Consider the following 19,511-nt stretch of genomic DNA (forward strand, 5'->3'; position numbering starts at 1 on the left):
TTCCGTTCTTTAAAAATACACGTCGTCAACAGCCGTCTTCTTGTTTTCCGTCGCTTCACCTTGATGCCGGTCGGAATGGGCGGGTGGGGGAGTTGCATTATTGTTGTCGGTGGCATACGGTTCCCCGCCATCGTTCTTTATCGTTTCCATATCAGGTGTGGCAATACTGTCTGAGGCAATGCTGTCGCTGTCTCTCCTTTGATAATAGCTTGCGCATGTATACATACCGTAGTCGACGTCAGCTCCCGGTCCACTGAACTTGCCGTGATATTTCTTGAAATCAGGGTCTCCCAGTACCGACTCGAAGAAATATCCGCATATAGGCAGAGCTGTGCGGCTTCCCTGTCCGAGTTGTCCTGTGCGGAAATGTATCGAGCGGTATTCGCCGCCCACCCAGGCACCGGCCACGAGTTTGGGACTTACTCCTACGAACCATGCGTCGGAGTGGTTGTTCGACGTTCCCGTCTTTCCGCCGAACTCCGTGTCGTTGTACTTGCCGACATATCGCCACAGGTTCATGCTCGTGCCTCCCGGCTCGCGCATGCCTCCCATGAGGAGTTTCTGTACAAGGAATGCGCTTTTGGCCGACAGTGCCTGACGTTGTTCCGTGGGAGCCTTGTATATCTCGTTTCCGTTGCGGTCCACTATCCTTGTCACGAGTACCGGCTCATGCATCTTTCCGTCGTTTGCAGCCGTGGCATATGCGTTTACGAGCTCGAGCAGGTTGACATCGCTTGCTCCGAGCGTCAGCGACGGTGTGGCGTCGAGCTTGCTCTTTATGCCCATGGCCTTGGCGGTGGTGATGATGTTTTCTATGCCGACTTCCTGTCCGAGTTTCACGGCAACGGAATTTATGCTCTGTGCGAAAGCAGCTTTCAATGGCATGGAGTCACCGGTAAAGTATCCGTTGGCATTGGTCGGTGCCCATATCACCTCTTTCTTTTTTCTGCTGTCATACACTTTCATGCTGAAATATGAGTCAACTCTCCTGTCGCATGGTGTCAGTCCCTGATTCATGGCTTCGGCATAGACAAATAGTTTGAATGTAGATCCAGGCTGTCTCATGGCTGTCACTTTGTCATATTTCCACGTCTCAAAGTCAATGTCGCCAACCCATGCTTTCACGTGTCCTGTTTCGGACTCCATTGCCACGAATCCACAGTGCATGAAACGCTCCATGTACCGTATGGAGTCCATCGTGCTCATCTCTTTCTCTACCGTTCCGTTTTCGTAGTCGAACAGTTTCACTGTGTGCGTTTTGTTCAGATAGAAGTCTACGGAGTCCGGACTGTCGGGATATTTCTGCGTCAGATACTTGTATACAGGCAATTTCTTTGCAAGGTTTTCTATGAAATCAGGTATCTCAACGTGGTGCTCATCCTGCCATGGATTGGTCTTTCCCCAATGGTTGTCGAAGTTGCGTTGTACCACTTTCATCTGCTTGCGGGCTGCTTCTTCGGCATACTTTTGCATTCGTGTGTCGATGGTTGTGTATATCTTCAGTCCGTCCCTGTATAGATCTTTTCCGTTTTCCTTCAGCCATTCTCTAAGTTCTCCGGCCACAGCCTCGCGGAAGTAGAGTGCCTGCCCGTCATAGTTGTTCTCAACGCTATAGTCCAGCTTTATCGGTACAGACTTCATTGTGTCGTACTGCGCTTTCGTGATAAATCCGTGGGTCATCATGTTGTTGAGCACGGTGTTGCGTCGCCTGAGGCTGTTTTTGGGGTTTATCTTGGGGTTGTAGAATGTCGTAGCCTTGAGCATACCCACAAGTACGGCAGCCTGTTCGGTTGTCATTTCTTTGGGGGTGTTGCCAAAGTATGTCTTGCAGGCCGTTTTGATACCGAAAGCATTTGAGCCGAAATCCACGGTGTTGGCATACATCGTCAGTATCTCTTTCTTGTCGAAATATAGTTCAATCTTTACTGCAGTAATCCATTCTTTCGTCTTCATTATCAGCAGTTTGAGTCCAGGCACCTTGCCGAGTGGTCCCACCGGATAGTCGGTACGTGCCTTGAGCATGTTCTTCACGAGTTGCTGTGTAATGGTCGATGCTCCGCGTGCGTCACGGTGCACTATGTAATCCTTTCCTGCGGCGACAATTCCTTTCAGATCCACTCCGAAGTGGCTGTAGAACCGTTCGTCTTCGGTGGATATGAGAGCCTGCCAGAATACAGGATTCACGTCTTCATATGCCACGGGGGTCCTGTTCTCGCTGAAGTATTTTCCTATCAGCACCCCGTCGGCGCTGTACAGTTCAGATGCTTCGCTTGTCTCGGCGGTCTTGATGTCTTCTATTGTCGGCGACTTGCCGAAGAGCCACAGGAAGTTGTTGTCCACGGCAATAAGATACAGGATGAACAATATGAATATCGAGCAGACACCGGAAACAATCTTTATATACCACGGGCGTCCACGGAAAAGATTCTTGTACCATGTACCTATATTACGTATTTTCTTCAACAAAAGGGCCGCCAGGTCTCCGGCTTTCCCTTTCCTGTCTTTATTGTCTGAATTGTTGTTCATAAGTTTTGGGAAATATAATCCATTATTTCTGTTCTGTCATCGGGACAGAACCATGCGATATCCTTGTCACGTTTGAACCATGTCAACTGTTTGCGGGCATAGCGTCTTGTGTCAGACTTGATGCGTTCTATCGCCTCGTCGAGCATGTATTTGCCTTCGATATATTCGAATATCTCTTTATATCCCACTGTGTTCAGCGAGTTTAGTTCTTTCTGCGGGTATAGTGCCAGTGCCTCTTCAACGAGTCCTTCTTCGATCATGCGGTCCACTCTGTTGTTTATACGTTCGTAGAGTTCTTCACGAGGTCTGTTGAGAGCTATTTTCATGATGTTGTCAAACGGCCGTGCTTTTTTCTCCCTTTTGCGGAAATGCGTGTATGTCAGACCTGTCTGATAACAAATTTCCAGTCCGTGTATCACGCGGCGCGGATTCTTCTTGTCCACTATCGCGTAGTATTCGGGGTCCATGAGCCGCAGTTCTTCGCACAGTCTTTCAAAACCGTCGCTTTCCAGTCGTTCTTTCAGCATTTGGCGAGTTTCGTCATTTATGGTCGGAATGTCGTCTATGCCGTTGCACACACTGTCTATGTACATCATCGAGCCGCCGCTCATCAGAGCCATGCCGTGTCTGCTTTCTGCAAACAATTGCGGCAGCAGACACGTCACGTCCTGTTCAAACATCGACGCGTTGTAGTATTCGGACAGGTCCAGTGAACCTACAAAATAGTGTTTCACCTCTGTTTGCTGTTCCGTCGTTGGAGCCGCCGTACCGATTCTCAATCCCCGGTAAATCTGTCTCGAGTCGGCATTTATTATCGGTATTCCGTACTGTCGTGCAATGTCCATGCACAGTTCGGTCTTCCCGACGGCCGTAGGCCCTGTGACCACTACGAGCGTTCTTTTCATCAGCGTATTATTCCGCGCTTTGAGTTTTCAATGAACGAACAGATGTATTCCACTTCCTTCACGCCCGGATATTTGGCTCTTGCCTCCTGTATGCCATCCTTTATTATGCCATTGGCATAGATGGTACGGTACGTGTCGTGAATTATATCAATCGTCTCGTTGCTGAATCCTCTGCGGCGCAGTCCTACGATGTTTATTCCGCAATACCTTGTAGGCTCCTTACCTGCGATGATGTACGGTGGTATGTCCTGACTGAAGCGGCTTCCGCCCTGTATCATTACATATCCGCCGATGCGGCAGAACTGGTGTGACAGCACCACAGCGCTTATTATGGCGTTGTCGTCCACGGTCACCTCACCGGCGAACTTGGTGGAGTTGCCTATTATCAATCCGTTGCCCAATACACAGTCGTGTGCCACGTGCATGTTTTCCATCAGCAGGTTGTTCGATCCGACAATGGTCGTCCCCTTGCTTGCCGTGCCCCGGCTGATGGTCACGTTCTCCCGCACACTGTTGTTGTCGCCAATCTCGCATAGTGTGTCCTCGCCGCGATATTTCAGGTCTTGCGGCTTGGTGCTTATGCTTGCTCCCGGAAAAAACTCGTTGTTGTTGCCTATACGGGCTCCTGCATGTACGGTGACACTGTTATAGAATTTGTTGTTGTCTCCGATGACGGTGTTTTTGTCGATATAGCAGAAAGGGCCGATGATGTTGTTGTCACCGAGCTTTGCCTCCGGATCGACAAATGCCATGGGGCTTATTTGATTCATGTCTATTGTTTTTTTATTACTTGTTCTTTACGATTTGGGCTGTAAATGTAGCCTCCGATACAACGTGGTCGCCTACGAATACGTATCCGCGCATAGACGATATGCCGTGGCGTACCGGTGCGAGCAGGTCGACTTTGAATATGAGCGTGTCGCCGGGAACCACTTTCTGCCGGAATTTTACATCGTCTATCCTCATGAAATATGTAGACCATCGTTCGGGTTCCTCCACTGTGTTCAATACGAGCAGTCCGCCGCACTGTGCCATGGCCTCTATCTGCAATACGCCGGGCATTACCGGTTCCTGCGGGAAATGTCCTTGGAAGAACGGCTCGTTGCTCGTGATGTTCTTCACGCCGACAATGCTTGTCGCTCCCAAAGCTATCACTTTGTCTACCAGCTGCATGGGGTAGCGGTGGGGCAGGAGTTCGCGGATGCGGTTGACGTCCATTATAGGTGCTTCGTTGGGATCGTAGATAGGTGCCTGCACGTCGTGCTTGCGTATCTCTTTGCGCATTTGTCTTGCAAACTTGTTGTTGATGGTGTGGCCGGGTCGTGTGGCGATGATGCGTCCCTTGATGGGCTTGCCTATGAGGGCGAGGTCGCCGACGATGTCAAGCAGTTTGTGGCGCGTGCACTCGTTTTCCCATACGAGCGCCTTGTTCTGGATGTATCCCAGTTCCGACGCATCATGGTGCGGAGCCTGAATCATGTCGGCCAGCTTGTCAAGCTGTTCCTGCGAAATCTGCTTTTCGTAGATGACGATGGCGTTGTCCAGGTCGCCGCCTTTTATCAGGTTGGCTTTGAGCAGGGGTTCGATGTCCCTTACGAACACGAACGTGCGTGCCGGTGCAATCTCGGTGGTGAAATGTTCGGCTTTGTCAAGTGATGCGAACTGGCTGTTGATGAACTTCGAGTTGAAGGAGCACATGGCTGTCAGACTGAACTCTTCATCTGGAAGTATTGTGATGCACGACCCTGTAGTTTCGTCTCTTACCTCTATCTTCTTCCTTATTATATACCAGTCTTTGGGTGCGTTCTGTTCTTCTATGCCCACTTCCTTGATTCTTTCCACGTATTGTATCGCGCTGCCGTCCAATATCGGAAATTCGGGGCCGTTCACCTGAATCAGACAGTTGTCTATGCCGAGAGCGTAGAGGGCTGCCAGTCCGTGTTCGACTGTCGAGACTCTTATGTCGCCCTTGCCAAGCACGGTGCCGCGCTGTGTGTCCACCACGTTTTCCGCTATGGCGTCTATTACCGGCATCCCGTCCAGGTCGATTCTCTGTATCTTGTAGCCTGTATTTTCGCCGGCCGGGTTAAACGTCACCGTGAGGCTCAGTCCTGTATGCAGACCTTTTCCGCAGAGGGAGAAGCTGCCTTTCAGTGTCTTTTGTTTCATTGAATGGTAAATTATGTTGTTTTTCTTCTTGTTCGTTTTGTCTATTCCGCCGTTCCATTGTTTTTGGCGGTCAGCTCGTCTACTTTCTTTTGCAATTCGTTGATTTGCTTGTAAAGTTCGGGTAACTTGCGGAATATGGCTTGTGACTTGAAGTATGCTTTAGGCTCCATCGGCGGTGTGCCGATGAGGGTGGTGTCGCCCTTTATGTTTCCGGGCACTCCCGATTGGGCTCCGAGGAATGTCTTGTCGCCTATATGTATGTGTCCGGCCAGCCCCACCTGTCCGCCGAACATGCACCACGAGCCCACCTTTGTACTTCCGGCTATGCCCACCTGAGCCGACATGACAGTGTTCTCGCCAATCTCAACGTTGTGGGCCACTTGCACCAGATTGTCCAGCTTCACGCCTTTCCTTATCGTAGTGCTGCCCATCGTCGAACGGTCTATGCATGTGTTGGCACCTATCTCTACATTGTCCTCTATGGTTACAATGCCTATTTGAGGTATTTTGTCATATCCTCCGGCATTGGGGGCGAACCCGAATCCGTCGGCACCGATAACCGTGCCCGAGTGCACTGTCACGTTGTTGCCCAGACGGCACCCCTCGTAGACGGTCACATTGGGATATATCTTGCAGTTGCAGCCTATGCTCACTCCGTCGCCGACAACGGCTCCCGGATATATCTGCGTGCCGTCACCGATGTGTACACCGTCACCGATGCAGGCAAACGGACCGATATATACGTCGGTGCCGAGTGTCGCCGATGCCGATATGCTGGCGAGCGGGTCGGTTCCTTTCTTCTTTGGTCTGGCCGCTTCGTACATCTGCAACAGTTTTGCCACGCATTCATAGGCGTTTTTCACCCTGATGAGTGTAGTCTTGACCGGGGCGTCCAGTTTCACATCGTCGTTGACGAGCACTATGCTCGACTCCGTATTGTAAACGTATTGTGTGTATTTCGGGTTTGAAAGAAACGATATCGCCCCGCTTTTGCCTTCTTCTATCTTTGCAAAGGTGTGGACTGTTGCGTCAGGGTTGCCTTCCACTCTGCCGCCTATAAACTCAGCTATCTGTTTCGCCGTAAATTCCATTTCTTGTATTGTTTGTTCATATTAATTTTGCAAATATAGCAAAATTTATTCATTTGAGCGGTTGATGGGGATATTTTTTTATATTTTCATATATTCGGGCATGTCTGACATGCAGTGATCTGTCTATGGAATAGAATCGGGGGCTGTCACCGTGCGGCCAGTTCGGCGGCCATTTCCTGCTGCAATTCGTGTGCGGCCTTCGCTGCGGCTTCGGCAAAATCGTCGCCTTGCGAGGCGTAGATGATGCCGCGGCTGCTGTTGACGAGCAGTCCGCAGTCGTCCGTCATGCCGTATCTGCACACTTCGTGCAGGCTCCCTCCTTGCGCCCCCACTCCCGGCACGAGCAGGAAGTGGTCGGGTACTATACGCCTGATGTCGCTGAACATCTTGCCCTGGGTGGCTCCCACGACGTACATCATGTTGTCGGCGTCGCCCCATTGCCGGCTCACGCGCAGCACCTTCTCAAACAGACGCTCGCCGCCGGCGTCGGCCGTGAGCTGGAAGTCGTGGCTGCCTTTGTTGCTTGTGAGTGCAAGCAGCACCACCCATTTGCCGTCGTAAGTGAGAAACGGGCTCACGCTGTCCTCGCCCATGTAGGGTGCTACGGTAAGAGCGTCGATGTCGTATTCTCCGAAGAACGTACGTGCATACATGGCAGAGGTGTTGCCGATGTCGCCGCGTTTGGCGTCGGCGATGACGAAGTGGTCAGGGCAGTGGGCCTTGAGGTAGTCTACGGTTTTCTCGAAAGCGACCATCCCCTTTATTCCGAAAGCCTCGTAGAAGGCCAGGTTGGGTTTGTATGCCACGCAATAGGGTGCCGTGGCGTCGATGACGGCCTTGTTGAAAGTGAATATCGGATCTTCGTCGTCCAGCAGATGCTGCGGTATTTTTTTCAGATCGGTGTCGAGTCCCACGCATAGGAAGCTCTTCTTTGTCTTTATCTGTTCTATAAGCTGTTGTCTGTTCATAATATTTATTTGTTATTTTTTTACTTGAATGGGAGAGATGGGGAATATGAGAGAAACGGGGGCTATATTCAACCTATCAATCTCCGTGGTTACCCCCCCCTTGACTCATCACTCTTACCTCTTCACTTAAAAACTACAGTTCGCTCTCTTTCATTCTCTCTGCGTTCTCGGCCACTGTCAGTGCGTCTATCATGTCCTGTATGTCCCCGCCGAGAAAGCCCTGCAGGTCGTGGGTGGTGAATCCTATACGGTGGTCTGTGACGCGGCCTTGGGGGAAGTTGTACGTCCTGATTTTTGCACTTCTGTCGCCGGTGGATACGAGCGTCTTGCGGCGGTTGGCTATGTCGTCCACATATTTCTGGTGCTCCTTGTCGTAAATGAATGTTCGCAGGCGCGACAGGGCACGCTCCTTGTTCTTGGGCTGGTCGCGTGTCTCGGTACATTCTATGAGTATTTCCTCGGTCTCGCCCGTGTTGGGATTCTTCCACATGTAGCGCAGACGTACGCCCGACTCGACCTTGTTCACGTTCTGTCCGCCGGCGCCCGAACTGCGGAATGTGTCCCATTTAATCTCGCCTTCGTTTATGCTCACTTCAAACTTGTCGGCTTCGGGCAGTACGGCCACTGTGGCCGCCGATGTCTGCATGCGGCCGTTCGATTCCGTCACCGGCACGCGCTGCACGCGGTGTACGCCTGATTCGTATTTCATCGTGCCGTATACGTTGTCGCCGCTGACGGCGAAGTCTATCTCCTTGAATCCTCCCACGGCACCCTCGCTGACGCTTGTTATAGACAACGTCCATCCCTTCGAGTCGCAGAAGCGCTTGTACATCTGGAACAGGTCGCCGGCAAACAGGCATGCCTCGTCGCCGCCGGTTCCGGCACGTATCTCCATCTGTACGTTCTTGGCGTCTTCCGGGTCTTTAGGCACAAGGGCTATCTTGATCTCTTCTTCGAGTCTTGGCTGCAGGTCTTCGTTGAGCACAAGTTCCTCACGCGCCATGTCTTTCATTTCCGGGTCGCTCTCGTTGGCCAGGATGTCCTTGGCTTCTTTTATGGCGTTGAGACAGTCTATGTAGCGCTTCCGGGCGTCCATGATGTCGCCAAGGTCTTTGTATTCGCGTGTCAGTTTGACATATCTTTCCTGGTCGCTTATCACGCTCGGGTCGGTAATCAGTGTCGACACTTCCTCATAGCGGCTTTCCAGTCCGTCAAGTTTTTCCAGTATGCTGTTGTTCTCCGGCATATTTGTGTATTATTATAAATTGTTTTAAATCTGACTGCAAAATTACTAATTTTATTTCATAAAACGTAAGAACAGGTATTACTAAATGAAAATGATGTGTTAAAAATGGAGGGAAGACTGTATGCGGCCCCAGCCGCTTACAATATGTAACTTGCTGTCGGAAAATGCACTTTTGCATCTTTCGGACAGATTCTCCAAAAAGCGGGTTCTGTTCTCCAAAACGGAAAATCCGGTATGGAAAAGGCGGTTTGAATTCTCCGTTTTATCGGTTTAACATATGTTAATGCGTACATCGGGCCTGCCAATTCTCCGTTTTTTCAAGAATGGTGTTGTGTTTTCTGCTGCAGTGCCACGTTGTTTTATCTCCACTGCAACTGCATGGTACAGCCGTGGCATATCCCGTCTAAGCACAGCCTTCACGGATGATTCAATGTGTGCCCCTCATGCGTATGTTGCAGCATAGAGTATCGTTCATGTCAATATAATTGGTGTGATTTCAAAGACGGAGAATCCGGAGAATTGGAAAACAAGGTATACATCATATACGATTTCCGCATAGTATATTATAATCTGTTATATATTATATTAATATAATATATAACAGATTATAATATAAAAATTTTAATTACAATATATAAGAACTGTTGTATATCCTGTTTTCGGAGATTCTCCGTTTTCATTTCTCCGAAAAAAGAGTGTTTTGTAAGAAAATCCCCTTTCCTGTATTCCCAATCTTTTAATATTTTACAGGGTATGGCAGGGTGTCTGCCGCTTTGTTATGTAAACATATTACGCAGTATGCAAAACGGAGCAAACGGAGAATTGGCAGTCCCGATGTATGCATTAACATATGTTAAACCGATAAAACGGAGAATTCAAACACTCTTTTCGTACCAGAAACACCTTTTGGGGAATCCGTTCCGCCGTCTTTTTTTGCCAGTTTTTATCAGGTGTAGGCATGGTCGTGTCGCGCAGAAATATATAAAAAGCATTGCCAAAAGTGCAAAAAACGTCATTCGACAATGAGATATTGCACTCAAAGCGGCACTTCCGCATTCCCAAAGCGGCACTTCCGCATCCTCAAAGCGGCACTTTCGCATTCCCAAAGCGGCACTTCCGCATCCTCAAAGCGGCACTTTCGCATTCCCAAAGCGGCACTTCCGCAATGCAATATTGACAGTATGGCTTGCGTGTTTTTGTGTGATTCGAGTTGACGTTCTCTTCTTTGTTTAAGAAATATGGCTTTTCGGGTGTTTCGGGGGCCTGGGCATACTCGTGTCTTGGACGCTTCCTGCTCGGGACGGACAGCCATTGGGGCAAATCGGCTTTGCGGCCGCGGGAACTCCCTTATAAAAACTTATAAATTCATAAAAACCTGTCCGCTATATTTGGGTGTTACGATAAAAAATATTATCTTTGTACTGTCTTAAATGAATACGTATTATGACGCTTGTTATCATATTGATAATGCTTGTCGGTTTTTTGCTGATAGCGACGGGACATATCACCAACGTGAACAAGGCCGCTGTGGCGATGTTTATAGGCACTGTAGGGTGGGTGCTGTATGTATGTTTCGGTACGGATTTCGTCATGAGCGAACATCCGCACGGCTACAGCCTTTTTCTTGCCGGTGACGCTCCGACAAGCGAGGCCGTGAAATACTACATTTACGACAATATCTTTCTGAAATATGTAGGCAAGGCCGCAGGGGTGGTGCTGTTCCTCTTTGCTACAATGGCCATAATAGAGATTCTCAACAGCAACGGCTGTTTCGACTTCATCAGCGAATGGATACGGACCCGCAACAGCCGGCGGCTGCTGTGGACAATCACCATCGCCACATTCATCATCTCGGCCAATCTCGACAACCTGACCACCACCACGATGATGCTTATGATAATGCACGGTATCGTAAAGAGCCGGCGGCAACGTATGCTGATAGGCAGTGCCATCGTGCTGGCAGCCACTGCGGGCGGCTGTTTCACCGTGATAGGCGACCCGGCGGGCGTGGTGCTGTGGGGTGGCGGAGCTGTTACGGCGACCAACTTTTCGGCCTACTTGTTGCTTCCGGCGCTGACGGCATGGGTCGTTCCCACACTGCTGATAAGGATGGAGCTGCCCGACCGGCTCGATGTGGAGTGGCCGGCCACTCCCTACCGTGGTGACGATACCAATCTGAACCGCTGGCAGCGCATGGTGATGTTTGTCGTGGGCATAGGCGGGCTGTGGTTCATACCGACGTTTCACAGTATCACCAAACTGAGCCCGTTCCTCGGGGCGTTGTGCGTGCTGTCGGTGCTGTGGATTGTGAACGAGGTTTTCAACCGCCGTCTGATGAATGCCGACCGCATGATTCAGCGCCGTATACCGCTGTCGTTGCAATATGGCAGCATGCAGCTTATTCTTTTTGTGATGGGCATCATGCTTGCCACGGGGGTGGTGCAGGAAACCGGCGTGTTCGGCCGTATGGCCCTTTGGCTTGACACCCATGTCCACAATGTGTGGATTGTCGGGCTGTCCAGTGGGCTGCTGAGCGGTATCACGGACACATTCTCGGTAGCCATGGCCAACATATCGATGTATCCCGTACTCGACGGTTCGATGTATCCCATGCTGTATGGCGACGGTATGCAGCGTTGGGGCGACACGGGGTATATGGCGTGCTTCGTACAGAACGGAGCTTTCTGGAAGATAACGGCCTACAGTACTGCCGTGGGCGGCTGTCTTCTGTGCTTTGCCAATTCGTGCGGACTGGCTCTGATGAAGATGGAGCGCATGCGTGTGGGATGGTATATGCGCCATTGCACGCTGAAAGTGCTGGCCGGATGGCTGGCCGGCGTGGCGGTGCTCTGGGCCGAGATATATATGATGGGATAACATTTTGGGCCCACCATACAAGCAGTAACAGGGAACGGAGAAAGAGAGGCCGGAAACTTGGCTTTCTTATCTCTTACATTAAAATATAACAAAACTTATTATGGCTAAAATCAAGACAATAGGTGTACTTACTTCCGGCGGTGATGCTCCGGGAATGAACGCTGCAATACGTGCCGTGACACGTGCCGGAATCTGCAACGGATTTAATATCAAGGGTATCTACCGTGGGTACGAAGGACTTATCAACGGCGAGATAAAGCCGTTTACTACAGAAAATGTCAGCGGTATAATCATGCAGGGCGGAACAATACTGAAGACGGCCCGCAGCAAGGAGTTCACCACTCCCGAAGGCATGCTCAAAGCCTACGAGACGATGCAGAAGGAAGAGATAGACGCGCTTGTGGTCATAGGCGGCAACGGCTCGCTCACCGGAGCGAAGATATTCGCAGCGGAATACGACGTCTGCTGTATCGGTCTGCCGGGAACCATCGACAACGACCTGTACGGTACCGACTCGACAATAGGATACGACACCACGATGAACACCATCGTGGAGTGTGTCGACCGCATACGCGACACGGCTCAGAGCCATGAGCGCATATTCTTCATAGAGGTTATGGGACGTGACGCCGGATTCCTCGCCCAAAACAGTGCCATCGCCAGCGGTGCGGAGGCGGCCATCATCCCTGAGGAATCGCTTGAGTTTGACCAGTTGGCACGCTTTATGGAGCGTGGCATACGCAAGTCGAAGAAGAGTTGTATCGTCATCGTGTCGGAAAGTCCCAAGTGCGGTGCCCTGTATTATGCCGACCGTGTGCGCAACGAGTTTCCGGATTACGATGTCCGTGTGTCTATCCTCGGCCATCTGCAGCGTGGAGGTCGCCCCACGGCACGCGACCGCATACTTGCCAGCCGTACGGGCGTGGGTGCCATCGAAGCCATCCTTCAAGGTCAGCGTAACGTGATGGTCGGTGTGCGCAACAACGAAGTGGTATACGTTCCGTTCAGTGATGCCATACGTACTGATAAACCGTTGGATATGAAGCTGATAAAGGTGCTCGATGAACTGAGCATTTAACTATATTATGACAGCATACATGAGACGTACCGGTCGTTTCTTTACGTATTGGCTATGGTGTATGATGCGTTGGACGGAATTGTATTTTTTAATTCTTTAAGAATAAAATCGGTAAAATATTGTTTCGTTTGAAATAAAATTTGGTAACTTTGCGGAGAATAAAGATAAAGCAATAAAAAAAACAAAATAAAATAACAACAACAGATTATGTCACAAATTATCGGACACATATCCCAGATTATCGGACCGGTAATCGATGTCTTCTTCGAGACAGACGGCCAGGATGCTGAGAAAGTGTTGCCAAAGATTCATGAGGCATTGAGAATAACACGCCCCGATGGACGTACACTCATTGCCGAGGTGCAGCAGCACATCGGTGAGACGACAGTGCGCTGTGTGGCCATGGACAATACCGACGGACTGCAGCGCGGCCTGGAGGCTGTGTCGATAGGCTCGCCCATCCTTATGCCTGCGGGTGACCAGATCAAAGGCCGCATGCTCAATGTCATCGGACAGCCTATCGACGGCATGAAGGATTTTGATATGGGCGGAGCGTATCCCATACACCGCGAGGCTCCTGCTTTCGACGAACTCTCTACGCGCAAGGAGATGCTTGCCACGGGTATCAAGGTGATCGACCTGCTCGAACCTTATATGAAAGGCGGAAAGATCGGTCTTTTCGGCGGTGCCGGTGTGGGCAAGACGGTACTCATCATGGAGCTTATCAACAACATCGCCAAGGGACACAACGGATATTCGGTGTTTGCCGGAGTGGGAGAGCGTACGCGTGAGGGCAACGACCTGATACGCGAGATGATAGAGTCGGGCGTCATCCGCTATGGCGACAAGTTCCGCAAGGCCATGGACGAAGGCAAATGGGACCTCTCGCTCGTCGACCCCGAGGAGTTGAAGAAGAGTCAGGCCACGCTCGTCTACGGTCAGATGAACGAACCGCCGGGAGCACGTGCTTCGGTAGCGTTGTCCGGACTGACGGTGGCCGAAGAATTCCGCGACAACGGAGGCAAGGACGGCGCTGCCGCCGACATACTGTTCTTCATCGACAACATTTTCCGGTTCACACAGGCAGGTTCGGAGGTATCGGCCCTGCTCGGACGTATGCCTTCGGCGGTAGGTTATCAGCCTACACTGGCCAGCGAGATGGGAACGATGCAGGAGCGAATAACATCTACGAAGAAAGGCTCGATCACGTCGGTACAGGCTGTGTATGTGCCTGCCGACGACTTGACAGACCCGGCGCCTGCGACTACGTTCACTCATCTTGATGCAACTACGGAGCTGAGCCGAAAGATTGCCGAGCTCGGTATATACCCGGCTGTAGATCCGCTGGGAAGTACGTCGCGCATACTCGATCCGCTTATCGTGGGCAAGGAACACTACGAGTGCGCGCAGAGGGTGAAGGAGATACTGCAGCGCTACAAGGAGCTTCAGGACATCATAGCCATTCTCGGTATGGACGAACTTTCGGACGAGGACAAACTCACGGTGAACCGTGCGCGCCGCGTACAGAGATTCCTCTCGCAGCCGTTTGCCGTGGCGGAGCAGTTTACGGGTCTGCCGGGTGTGATGGTGTCTATCGAGGACACTATCAAGGGCTTCAATGCCATTCTCGACGGTGAGGTGGACGACCTGCCTGAGCAGGCTTTCCTCAACGTGGGTACTATTGAGGATGCCAAGACAAAAGCCAAGAAACTGCTTGAGGCAGCCAAAGCTAACTGATTGATAACAACTGTTTTAATATACAAGCATGAGTCTAAGACTGAAAATCGTCACACCGGAGAGGGTGGCCTACGACGGAGACATCGTGAGTGTGAGTGTGCCGGGATCGTCCGGCTCGTTCGAGATACTCGAAAACCATGCCCCCATCATATCTGCGCTCGACCCGGGAACGGTGGAATACACTACGGCAGGTGGCAAACAAGAAATCCATATATCCGGAGGCTTCGTCGAGGTGAAGAAGAACGAGGTGAGCTTGTGTGTGGAACTATAGTATATGATGTATGGGCGGACTTGCACATGACGACAAGGACAACAACGTAGCCATGCTGAGCAGGCGCTACCTCAGGCAGAGCGTATGGCTGACGGCAGGGATGTTCATAGCCGGACTGCTGGTGATGAATGTCTTGAGGCTCGATGCCATGCTGACACCGCTTGTGGTGAGCGCAGTGTTCTCGATGGTGACGGACACGGCCGACGCCATGATATGGCGAAGGGTGGCGGAGCGCAACCCCGAGGGACTCACAACGTTCTACACAGCCGTATCAGGATTCAGGATGTTGCTGGCACTGGGGGTTATGATGGTCTGCTATCTGGTTGTGGGCCGTGACGCAATGACAGTGTTCTTTCTGGTGTTCATGTCGTTCTATGTGATGTTGTTGGTCCATCATGCTGTGTTTTTCGGAAAGGTATCAAACCGCTCATGACAGATAAACAAACATATTGCATATAAATGAAACGGATAAAGTATATATTGCTTCTGGCTGTGGTAGCCTTGCTTCCGCTCCGGATGTCTGCATCGGGCGGACACGGTGACGGCGGGCAGCTCAACATCCCGGAGATAGTACTCGAGCACTTGGCTGATGCTTATGAGTGGCACATCGCCACGTACGATGACAGACATATCAGCATCCCGTTGCCCATAATAGTGCGCAGCGCAAATACCGGCGAGTGGCACTTCTGCACGGCACACACACTGCCGGAGGGGTTCTTCTTCGATGCCGGACATCATGGCAAGATATACGAGAAGATGGCCGACGGCACGGCGGTGAGGCCGATAGATCTCAGCATGACCAAGAATGTGGTGCAGATATGGATAGTGGTGGCTGTGCTCATCACGGTGTTCCTGTCGTGTGCACGGTGGTACAGGAAGCGCGACGCAAAAAGCGCAGCCCCGCGTGGTTTTGTGGGAATGATGGAGATGCTGGTGATGTCGATAAACGACGATGTCATAAAGGCTTCTATCGGCGAAAAGCATTACCGTCGGTATGCCCCTTATCTGCTTACGGTGTTCTTCTTTATCTTCACATGTAATCTGATAGGACTCATTCCGATATTCCCCGGCGGTGCGAATGTGACGGGAAACATCAACATAACGCTCTTCCTTGCCGTATGCACGATGCTGGCCATCAACCTGTTCGGCAACAAGGAATATTGGAAAGAGATTTTCTGGCCGGATGTGCCGCTGTTCCTTAAGGCTTATCCTGTGCCTATAATGCCGGTGATAGAGCTTTTCGGAGTATTTACCAAACCGTTTGCGCTGATGATTCGTCTCTTTGCCAACATGATGGCGGGACATGCCGTGATACTGAGTTTCACATGTGTCATCTTCCTTGGATGGTCTATGGGTGCAGGTTTCGGAATGGGGCTCAACGTGTTCAGTGTGCTGATGATGCTGTTCATGAATTGTCTTGAGGTGCTTGTGGCTTTCGTGCAGGCTTATGTCTTCACGATGCTAAGTTCGGTGTTTATCGGATTGGCACATCAGGAGGGGCATCATGGAAATTAAGAATTGAAGATTAGGAAATCGGGATGTTGGACATTCTGTATCTTATTGGACATTTAATATTTAACATAAAAGAAGTAATAACAAATAAAAAACATTAACGATTATGATTATTTCAACATTATTGGCCGCTGAAGGTCTGGCTCAGCTGGGTTGCGGTCTCGGAGCAGGTATCGCAACTATCGGAGCAGGTTTGGGAATAGGTAAGATCGGCGGCAGCGCCATGGACGCCATCGCACGCCAGCCGGAGGCAACGGGAAAGATTCAGACCAACATGATTCTTACATCAGCCTTTGTGGAGGGTTGTGCATTGTTTGCCATCGCAGCCTGTGCATTCCTTATCAAATAATAAAGAGATTTCTCTTATAAGCAACAGCAAGATAAAGCAAATAGCAAATGGAACTGAATTTACCGGCAATTCTGACGCCCGATCTCGGTCTCCTCTTCTGGATGGCCATTGCGTTTCTGGTGGTCTTCGGTGTGCTTGCCAAGTTTGGCTTTCCCGCCATCATCAAGATGGTGGACGAGCGCAAGCAGTACATCGACGACAGCCTGCGCAAGGCTCATGAGGCCAACGAGAAACTGGCCAATATACAGAAGGAAGGTGAATCCATCTTGCAGGAGGCACGCGAGAGGCAGGCCCAGATACTGAAAGAGGCTACGGCTACACGCGATGCCATCGTGGAGAAAGCTCAGGAGAAAGCCCGTGAAGAGGGCGCCCGGCTGCTCAGCGAGGCGAAAGCCGAGATTGAGAGCGAGAAGCAGGCTGCCATCAGCGATATCCGCAGGCAAGTGGCTACGCTCAGTGTGGAGATTGCAGAGAAAGTGCTGCGGGAAAAACTCTCCACAGACAAGGCCCAGATGGATTTGATAGACCGAATGCTGGATGACGTTTCTTCTTCTGATAAAAGGTAAAAGGCTATGGAGATAGGAGTAATATCTGTTAGATATGCACGTGCGCTGCTTAAAGGCGCGACCGACGCCCACATCGAGGATGCCGTGTACCGTGACATGCAGACACTGGCGGCAAGTTTTGCCGCAGTGCCGCAGCTCATGCAGACGCTGGTAGCCCCCATGCTGTCGAAGGACAGCAAGCTGGCTCTTCTCACGACGGCATCGGGAGAGACTCCGGCAAAACTCACGGTGTCGTTTCTCGGCATAGTGCTCGATAATGGCCGTGAGGATATTGTACAGTTCATGGCCAACTCGTATATCACTCTTTACAGAAAGCAGAAGAACATCATTCGTGGCAGGCTCACCACAGCAGCTGCCGTGCATCCTGCCACCGAGCGGAAGATGCGCAGCATGGTGGAGAGCAAGACCAACGGTACTGTGGAGTTTGAGACCGAGGTGAATCCTGACATCATAGGCGGATTCATCCTCGAGTATGACACTTACAGGATGGACGCGAGCGTAAGGAACAGGCTCAACACCATTCTCACAGCGCTGAGATAACTGAAAATGGAGAATCATGAATAAGACGGTTGCTGCAACGCACGATAAATTCGTGATTCGCAATTCACAACAAATAAAATAACTATGTCAGATAAAATAAAACCAAGCGAAGTGTCACAGGTGCTGCTCGAACAGCTCAAGGGCATCGGATGCGGCGAGAAGTTTGACGAAGTGGGCACTGTGTTGCAGGTGAGCGACGGTGTGGCCCGCATCTACGGACTGCGCAACGCCGAGGCTAACGAACTTCTTGAGTTCGAGAACGGGACGATGGCCATCGTGATGAACCTTGAGGAAGACAACGTCGGTTGTGTGCTTCTCGGAACGACATCGGGCATCAAGGAGGGCATGGTGGTGAAGCGCACAAGGCGTATTGCCTCGATACGTGTCAATGACAATATGCTCGGGCGTGTCATAAACCCGTTGGGACAACCCGTGGACGGCAAGGGAGACATCGATTTGGGCAGTTCGTTCGAGATGCCTCTCGACCGCAAGGCTCCCGGTGTGATTTACCGCCAGCCGGTGAAAGAGCCGTTGCAGACGGGAATCAAGGCCGTTGACTCGATGATTCCCATCGGACGCGGACAGCGCGAACTTATCATCGGTGACCGTCAGACGGGAAAGACGGCCATAGCCGTGGACACTATCATCAATCAGAAGAGTTTCTATGAAGCGGGCAAACCCGTATACTGCATATATGTGGCAATAGGCCAGAAGGCAAGTACGGTGGCGGCACTTGTGTCGACGTTAAAGGAGCGTGGCGCCCTGCCATATACCATCGTTGTGGCTGCAACGGCAGCCGACCCTGCTGCCATGCAGTATTATGCTCCGTTTGCCGGTGCAGCCATAGGAGAGTATTTCCGCGACCGCGGTCATTCGGCGCTTGTGGTATATGACGATTTGTCGAAGCAGGCTGTGGCTTACCGTGAGGTGTCGCTGATACTGCGTCGTCCGTCAGGACGCGAGGCATATCCGGGCGATGTGTTCTATCTGCACAGCCGTCTGCTGGAGCGTGCCGCTAAGATTAACGACCAGCAGGAGGTGGCAGAGAAGATGAACGACCTGCCGGAGTGCATGAAAGGGCATGTCAGGGGCGGCGGCTCGCTTACGGCCCTGCCAATCATCGAGACTCAGGCGGGCGACGTATCGGCTTATATCCCTACAAACGTGATTTCAATCACTGACGGACAGATATATCTGGAGTCGGATCTATTCAATCAAGGTTTCCGGCCGGCTATCAACGTGGGTATATCGGTATCCCGCGTGGGAGGTTCGGCACAGATCAAGAGTATGAAGAAAGTGGCAGGTACGCTGAAAATCGACCAGGCACAGTATCGTGAGTTGGAGAGCTTCTCGAAGTTCTCAAGCGATATGGATGCAGTGACGGCAATGACGCTTGACCGCGGCCGTAAGAACAACCAGCTGCTCATACAGCCGCAATACAGCCCCATGCCTGTGGGCGAACAGATTGCTATCATCTATTGTGGTACGCATGGCCTTATGCACGATGTGCCGGTAGAGAAGGTCCGTGAGTGTCAGGACGCTTTCCTTGAGAAGATGCGTTCGGCTCATGCCGAGATTATTGCGACATTGGCATCAGGAAAGATTGATGACGAAGTGACGAAGGTCATAGAGTCTGTCATGGCTGATACAGCCGGTGCATATAAAAGCTGATAGCC

At 51.2% G+C, this 19,511-nt stretch carries 17 protein-coding genes; 10 read left to right on the forward strand and 7 right to left on the reverse strand.

What is annotated here, in order from left to right:
- Positions 1-9: 9 nt before the first annotated feature.
- The 7 genes from HPS55_RS08335 to prfA form a co-directional block, all read right to left on the reverse strand.
- Positions 10-2,526 (reverse strand): transglycosylase domain-containing protein, encoded by a 2,517-nt coding sequence (locus HPS55_RS08335; protein WP_172175623.1) that lies wholly within the window; start codon positions 2,524-2,526, stop codon positions 10-12.
- Positions 2,523-3,431 carry a tRNA (adenosine(37)-N6)-dimethylallyltransferase MiaA gene (gene miaA, locus HPS55_RS08340; protein ID WP_172175625.1) on the reverse strand — a complete coding sequence of 303 codons (909 nt, stop codon included), beginning with the start codon at positions 3,429-3,431 and terminating at the stop codon, positions 2,523-2,525. The genes HPS55_RS08335 and miaA overlap by 4 nt, the downstream gene beginning before the upstream one ends.
- A complete protein-coding gene (lpxA, locus tag HPS55_RS08345; protein ID WP_172175627.1) occupies positions 3,431-4,201 on the reverse strand; it encodes an acyl-ACP--UDP-N-acetylglucosamine O-acyltransferase in 771 nt (256 codons plus the stop codon). The genes miaA and lpxA overlap by 1 nt, the downstream gene beginning before the upstream one ends.
- Before the next feature lie 16 nt (positions 4,202-4,217).
- Positions 4,218-5,600: a bifunctional UDP-3-O-[3-hydroxymyristoyl] N-acetylglucosamine deacetylase/3-hydroxyacyl-ACP dehydratase gene (locus HPS55_RS08350; protein ID WP_172175629.1), complete on the reverse strand. Its 1,383-nt coding sequence runs from the start codon at positions 5,598-5,600 to the stop codon at positions 4,218-4,220.
- Positions 5,601-5,641: 41 nt separating this feature from the next.
- The gene (gene lpxD / locus HPS55_RS08355) at positions 5,642-6,691 is read right to left on the reverse strand and encodes a UDP-3-O-(3-hydroxymyristoyl)glucosamine N-acyltransferase (RefSeq protein ID WP_172324901.1); all 1,050 of its coding nucleotides are present in this window, start codon (positions 6,689-6,691) and stop codon (positions 5,642-5,644) included.
- 146 nt (positions 6,692-6,837) lie between these two features.
- Complete coding sequence (gene pyrF, locus HPS55_RS08360; protein WP_172175633.1) at positions 6,838-7,659, reverse strand: orotidine-5'-phosphate decarboxylase; 822 nt, start codon at positions 7,657-7,659, stop codon at positions 6,838-6,840.
- Between the two features lie 133 nt (positions 7,660-7,792).
- The gene (gene prfA, locus HPS55_RS08365) at positions 7,793-8,905 is read right to left on the reverse strand and encodes a peptide chain release factor 1 (protein ID WP_172175635.1); all 1,113 of its coding nucleotides are present in this window, start codon (positions 8,903-8,905) and stop codon (positions 7,793-7,795) included.
- Positions 8,906-10,348: 1,443 nt separating this feature from the next.
- On the opposite strand from prfA, the gene HPS55_RS08370 reads away from it, so the two are divergent.
- The 10 genes from HPS55_RS08370 to atpA all read left to right on the forward strand — a co-directional run bounded on the left by HPS55_RS08370 (position 10,349) and on the right by atpA (position 19,506).
- Positions 10,349-11,782 carry an SLC13 family permease gene (locus HPS55_RS08370; RefSeq protein WP_172175637.1) on the forward strand — a complete coding sequence of 478 codons (1,434 nt, stop codon included), beginning with the start codon at positions 10,349-10,351 and terminating at the stop codon, positions 11,780-11,782.
- Between the two features lie 100 nt (positions 11,783-11,882).
- Positions 11,883-12,860 (forward strand): 6-phosphofructokinase, encoded by a 978-nt coding sequence (pfkA, locus tag HPS55_RS08375; protein WP_172175639.1) that lies wholly within the window; start codon positions 11,883-11,885, stop codon positions 12,858-12,860.
- A 207-nt stretch (positions 12,861-13,067) separates the two neighbouring features.
- Positions 13,068-14,597 (forward strand): F0F1 ATP synthase subunit beta, encoded by a 1,530-nt coding sequence (gene atpD, locus HPS55_RS08380; protein ID WP_172175641.1) that lies wholly within the window; start codon positions 13,068-13,070, stop codon positions 14,595-14,597.
- Between the two features lie 28 nt (positions 14,598-14,625).
- On the forward strand, positions 14,626-14,868 hold the full coding sequence (atpC, locus tag HPS55_RS08385) for an ATP synthase F1 subunit epsilon (protein ID WP_172175643.1): 243 nt from the start codon (positions 14,626-14,628) through the stop codon (positions 14,866-14,868).
- A gap of 10 nt (positions 14,869-14,878) precedes the next feature.
- On the forward strand, positions 14,879-15,301 hold the full coding sequence (locus HPS55_RS08390) for a hypothetical protein (RefSeq protein WP_253945802.1): 423 nt from the start codon (positions 14,879-14,881) through the stop codon (positions 15,299-15,301).
- 26 nt (positions 15,302-15,327) lie between these two features.
- The gene (gene atpB, locus HPS55_RS08395; protein ID WP_172175645.1) at positions 15,328-16,383 is read left to right on the forward strand and encodes a F0F1 ATP synthase subunit A; all 1,056 of its coding nucleotides are present in this window, start codon (positions 15,328-15,330) and stop codon (positions 16,381-16,383) included.
- A gap of 103 nt (positions 16,384-16,486) precedes the next feature.
- Positions 16,487-16,729: an ATP synthase F0 subunit C gene (gene atpE / locus HPS55_RS08400; protein WP_094380635.1), complete on the forward strand. Its 243-nt coding sequence runs from the start codon at positions 16,487-16,489 to the stop codon at positions 16,727-16,729.
- 47 nt (positions 16,730-16,776) lie between these two features.
- Positions 16,777-17,295, forward strand: a complete 519-nt coding sequence (atpF, locus tag HPS55_RS08405; RefSeq protein ID WP_172175647.1) for a F0F1 ATP synthase subunit B — start codon at positions 16,777-16,779, stop codon at positions 17,293-17,295.
- A gap of 6 nt (positions 17,296-17,301) precedes the next feature.
- A complete protein-coding gene (locus HPS55_RS08410; RefSeq protein WP_172175649.1) occupies positions 17,302-17,835 on the forward strand; it encodes a F0F1 ATP synthase subunit delta in 534 nt (177 codons plus the stop codon).
- Positions 17,836-17,919: 84 nt separating this feature from the next.
- The gene (gene atpA, locus HPS55_RS08415) at positions 17,920-19,506 is read left to right on the forward strand and encodes a F0F1 ATP synthase subunit alpha (RefSeq protein ID WP_172175651.1); all 1,587 of its coding nucleotides are present in this window, start codon (positions 17,920-17,922) and stop codon (positions 19,504-19,506) included.
- Positions 19,507-19,511 lie beyond the last annotated feature (5 nt).

This window comes from Xylanibacter rodentium, from assembly GCF_013166575.1.
Taxonomy (GTDB): domain Bacteria; phylum Bacteroidota; class Bacteroidia; order Bacteroidales; family Bacteroidaceae; genus Prevotella; species Prevotella rodentium.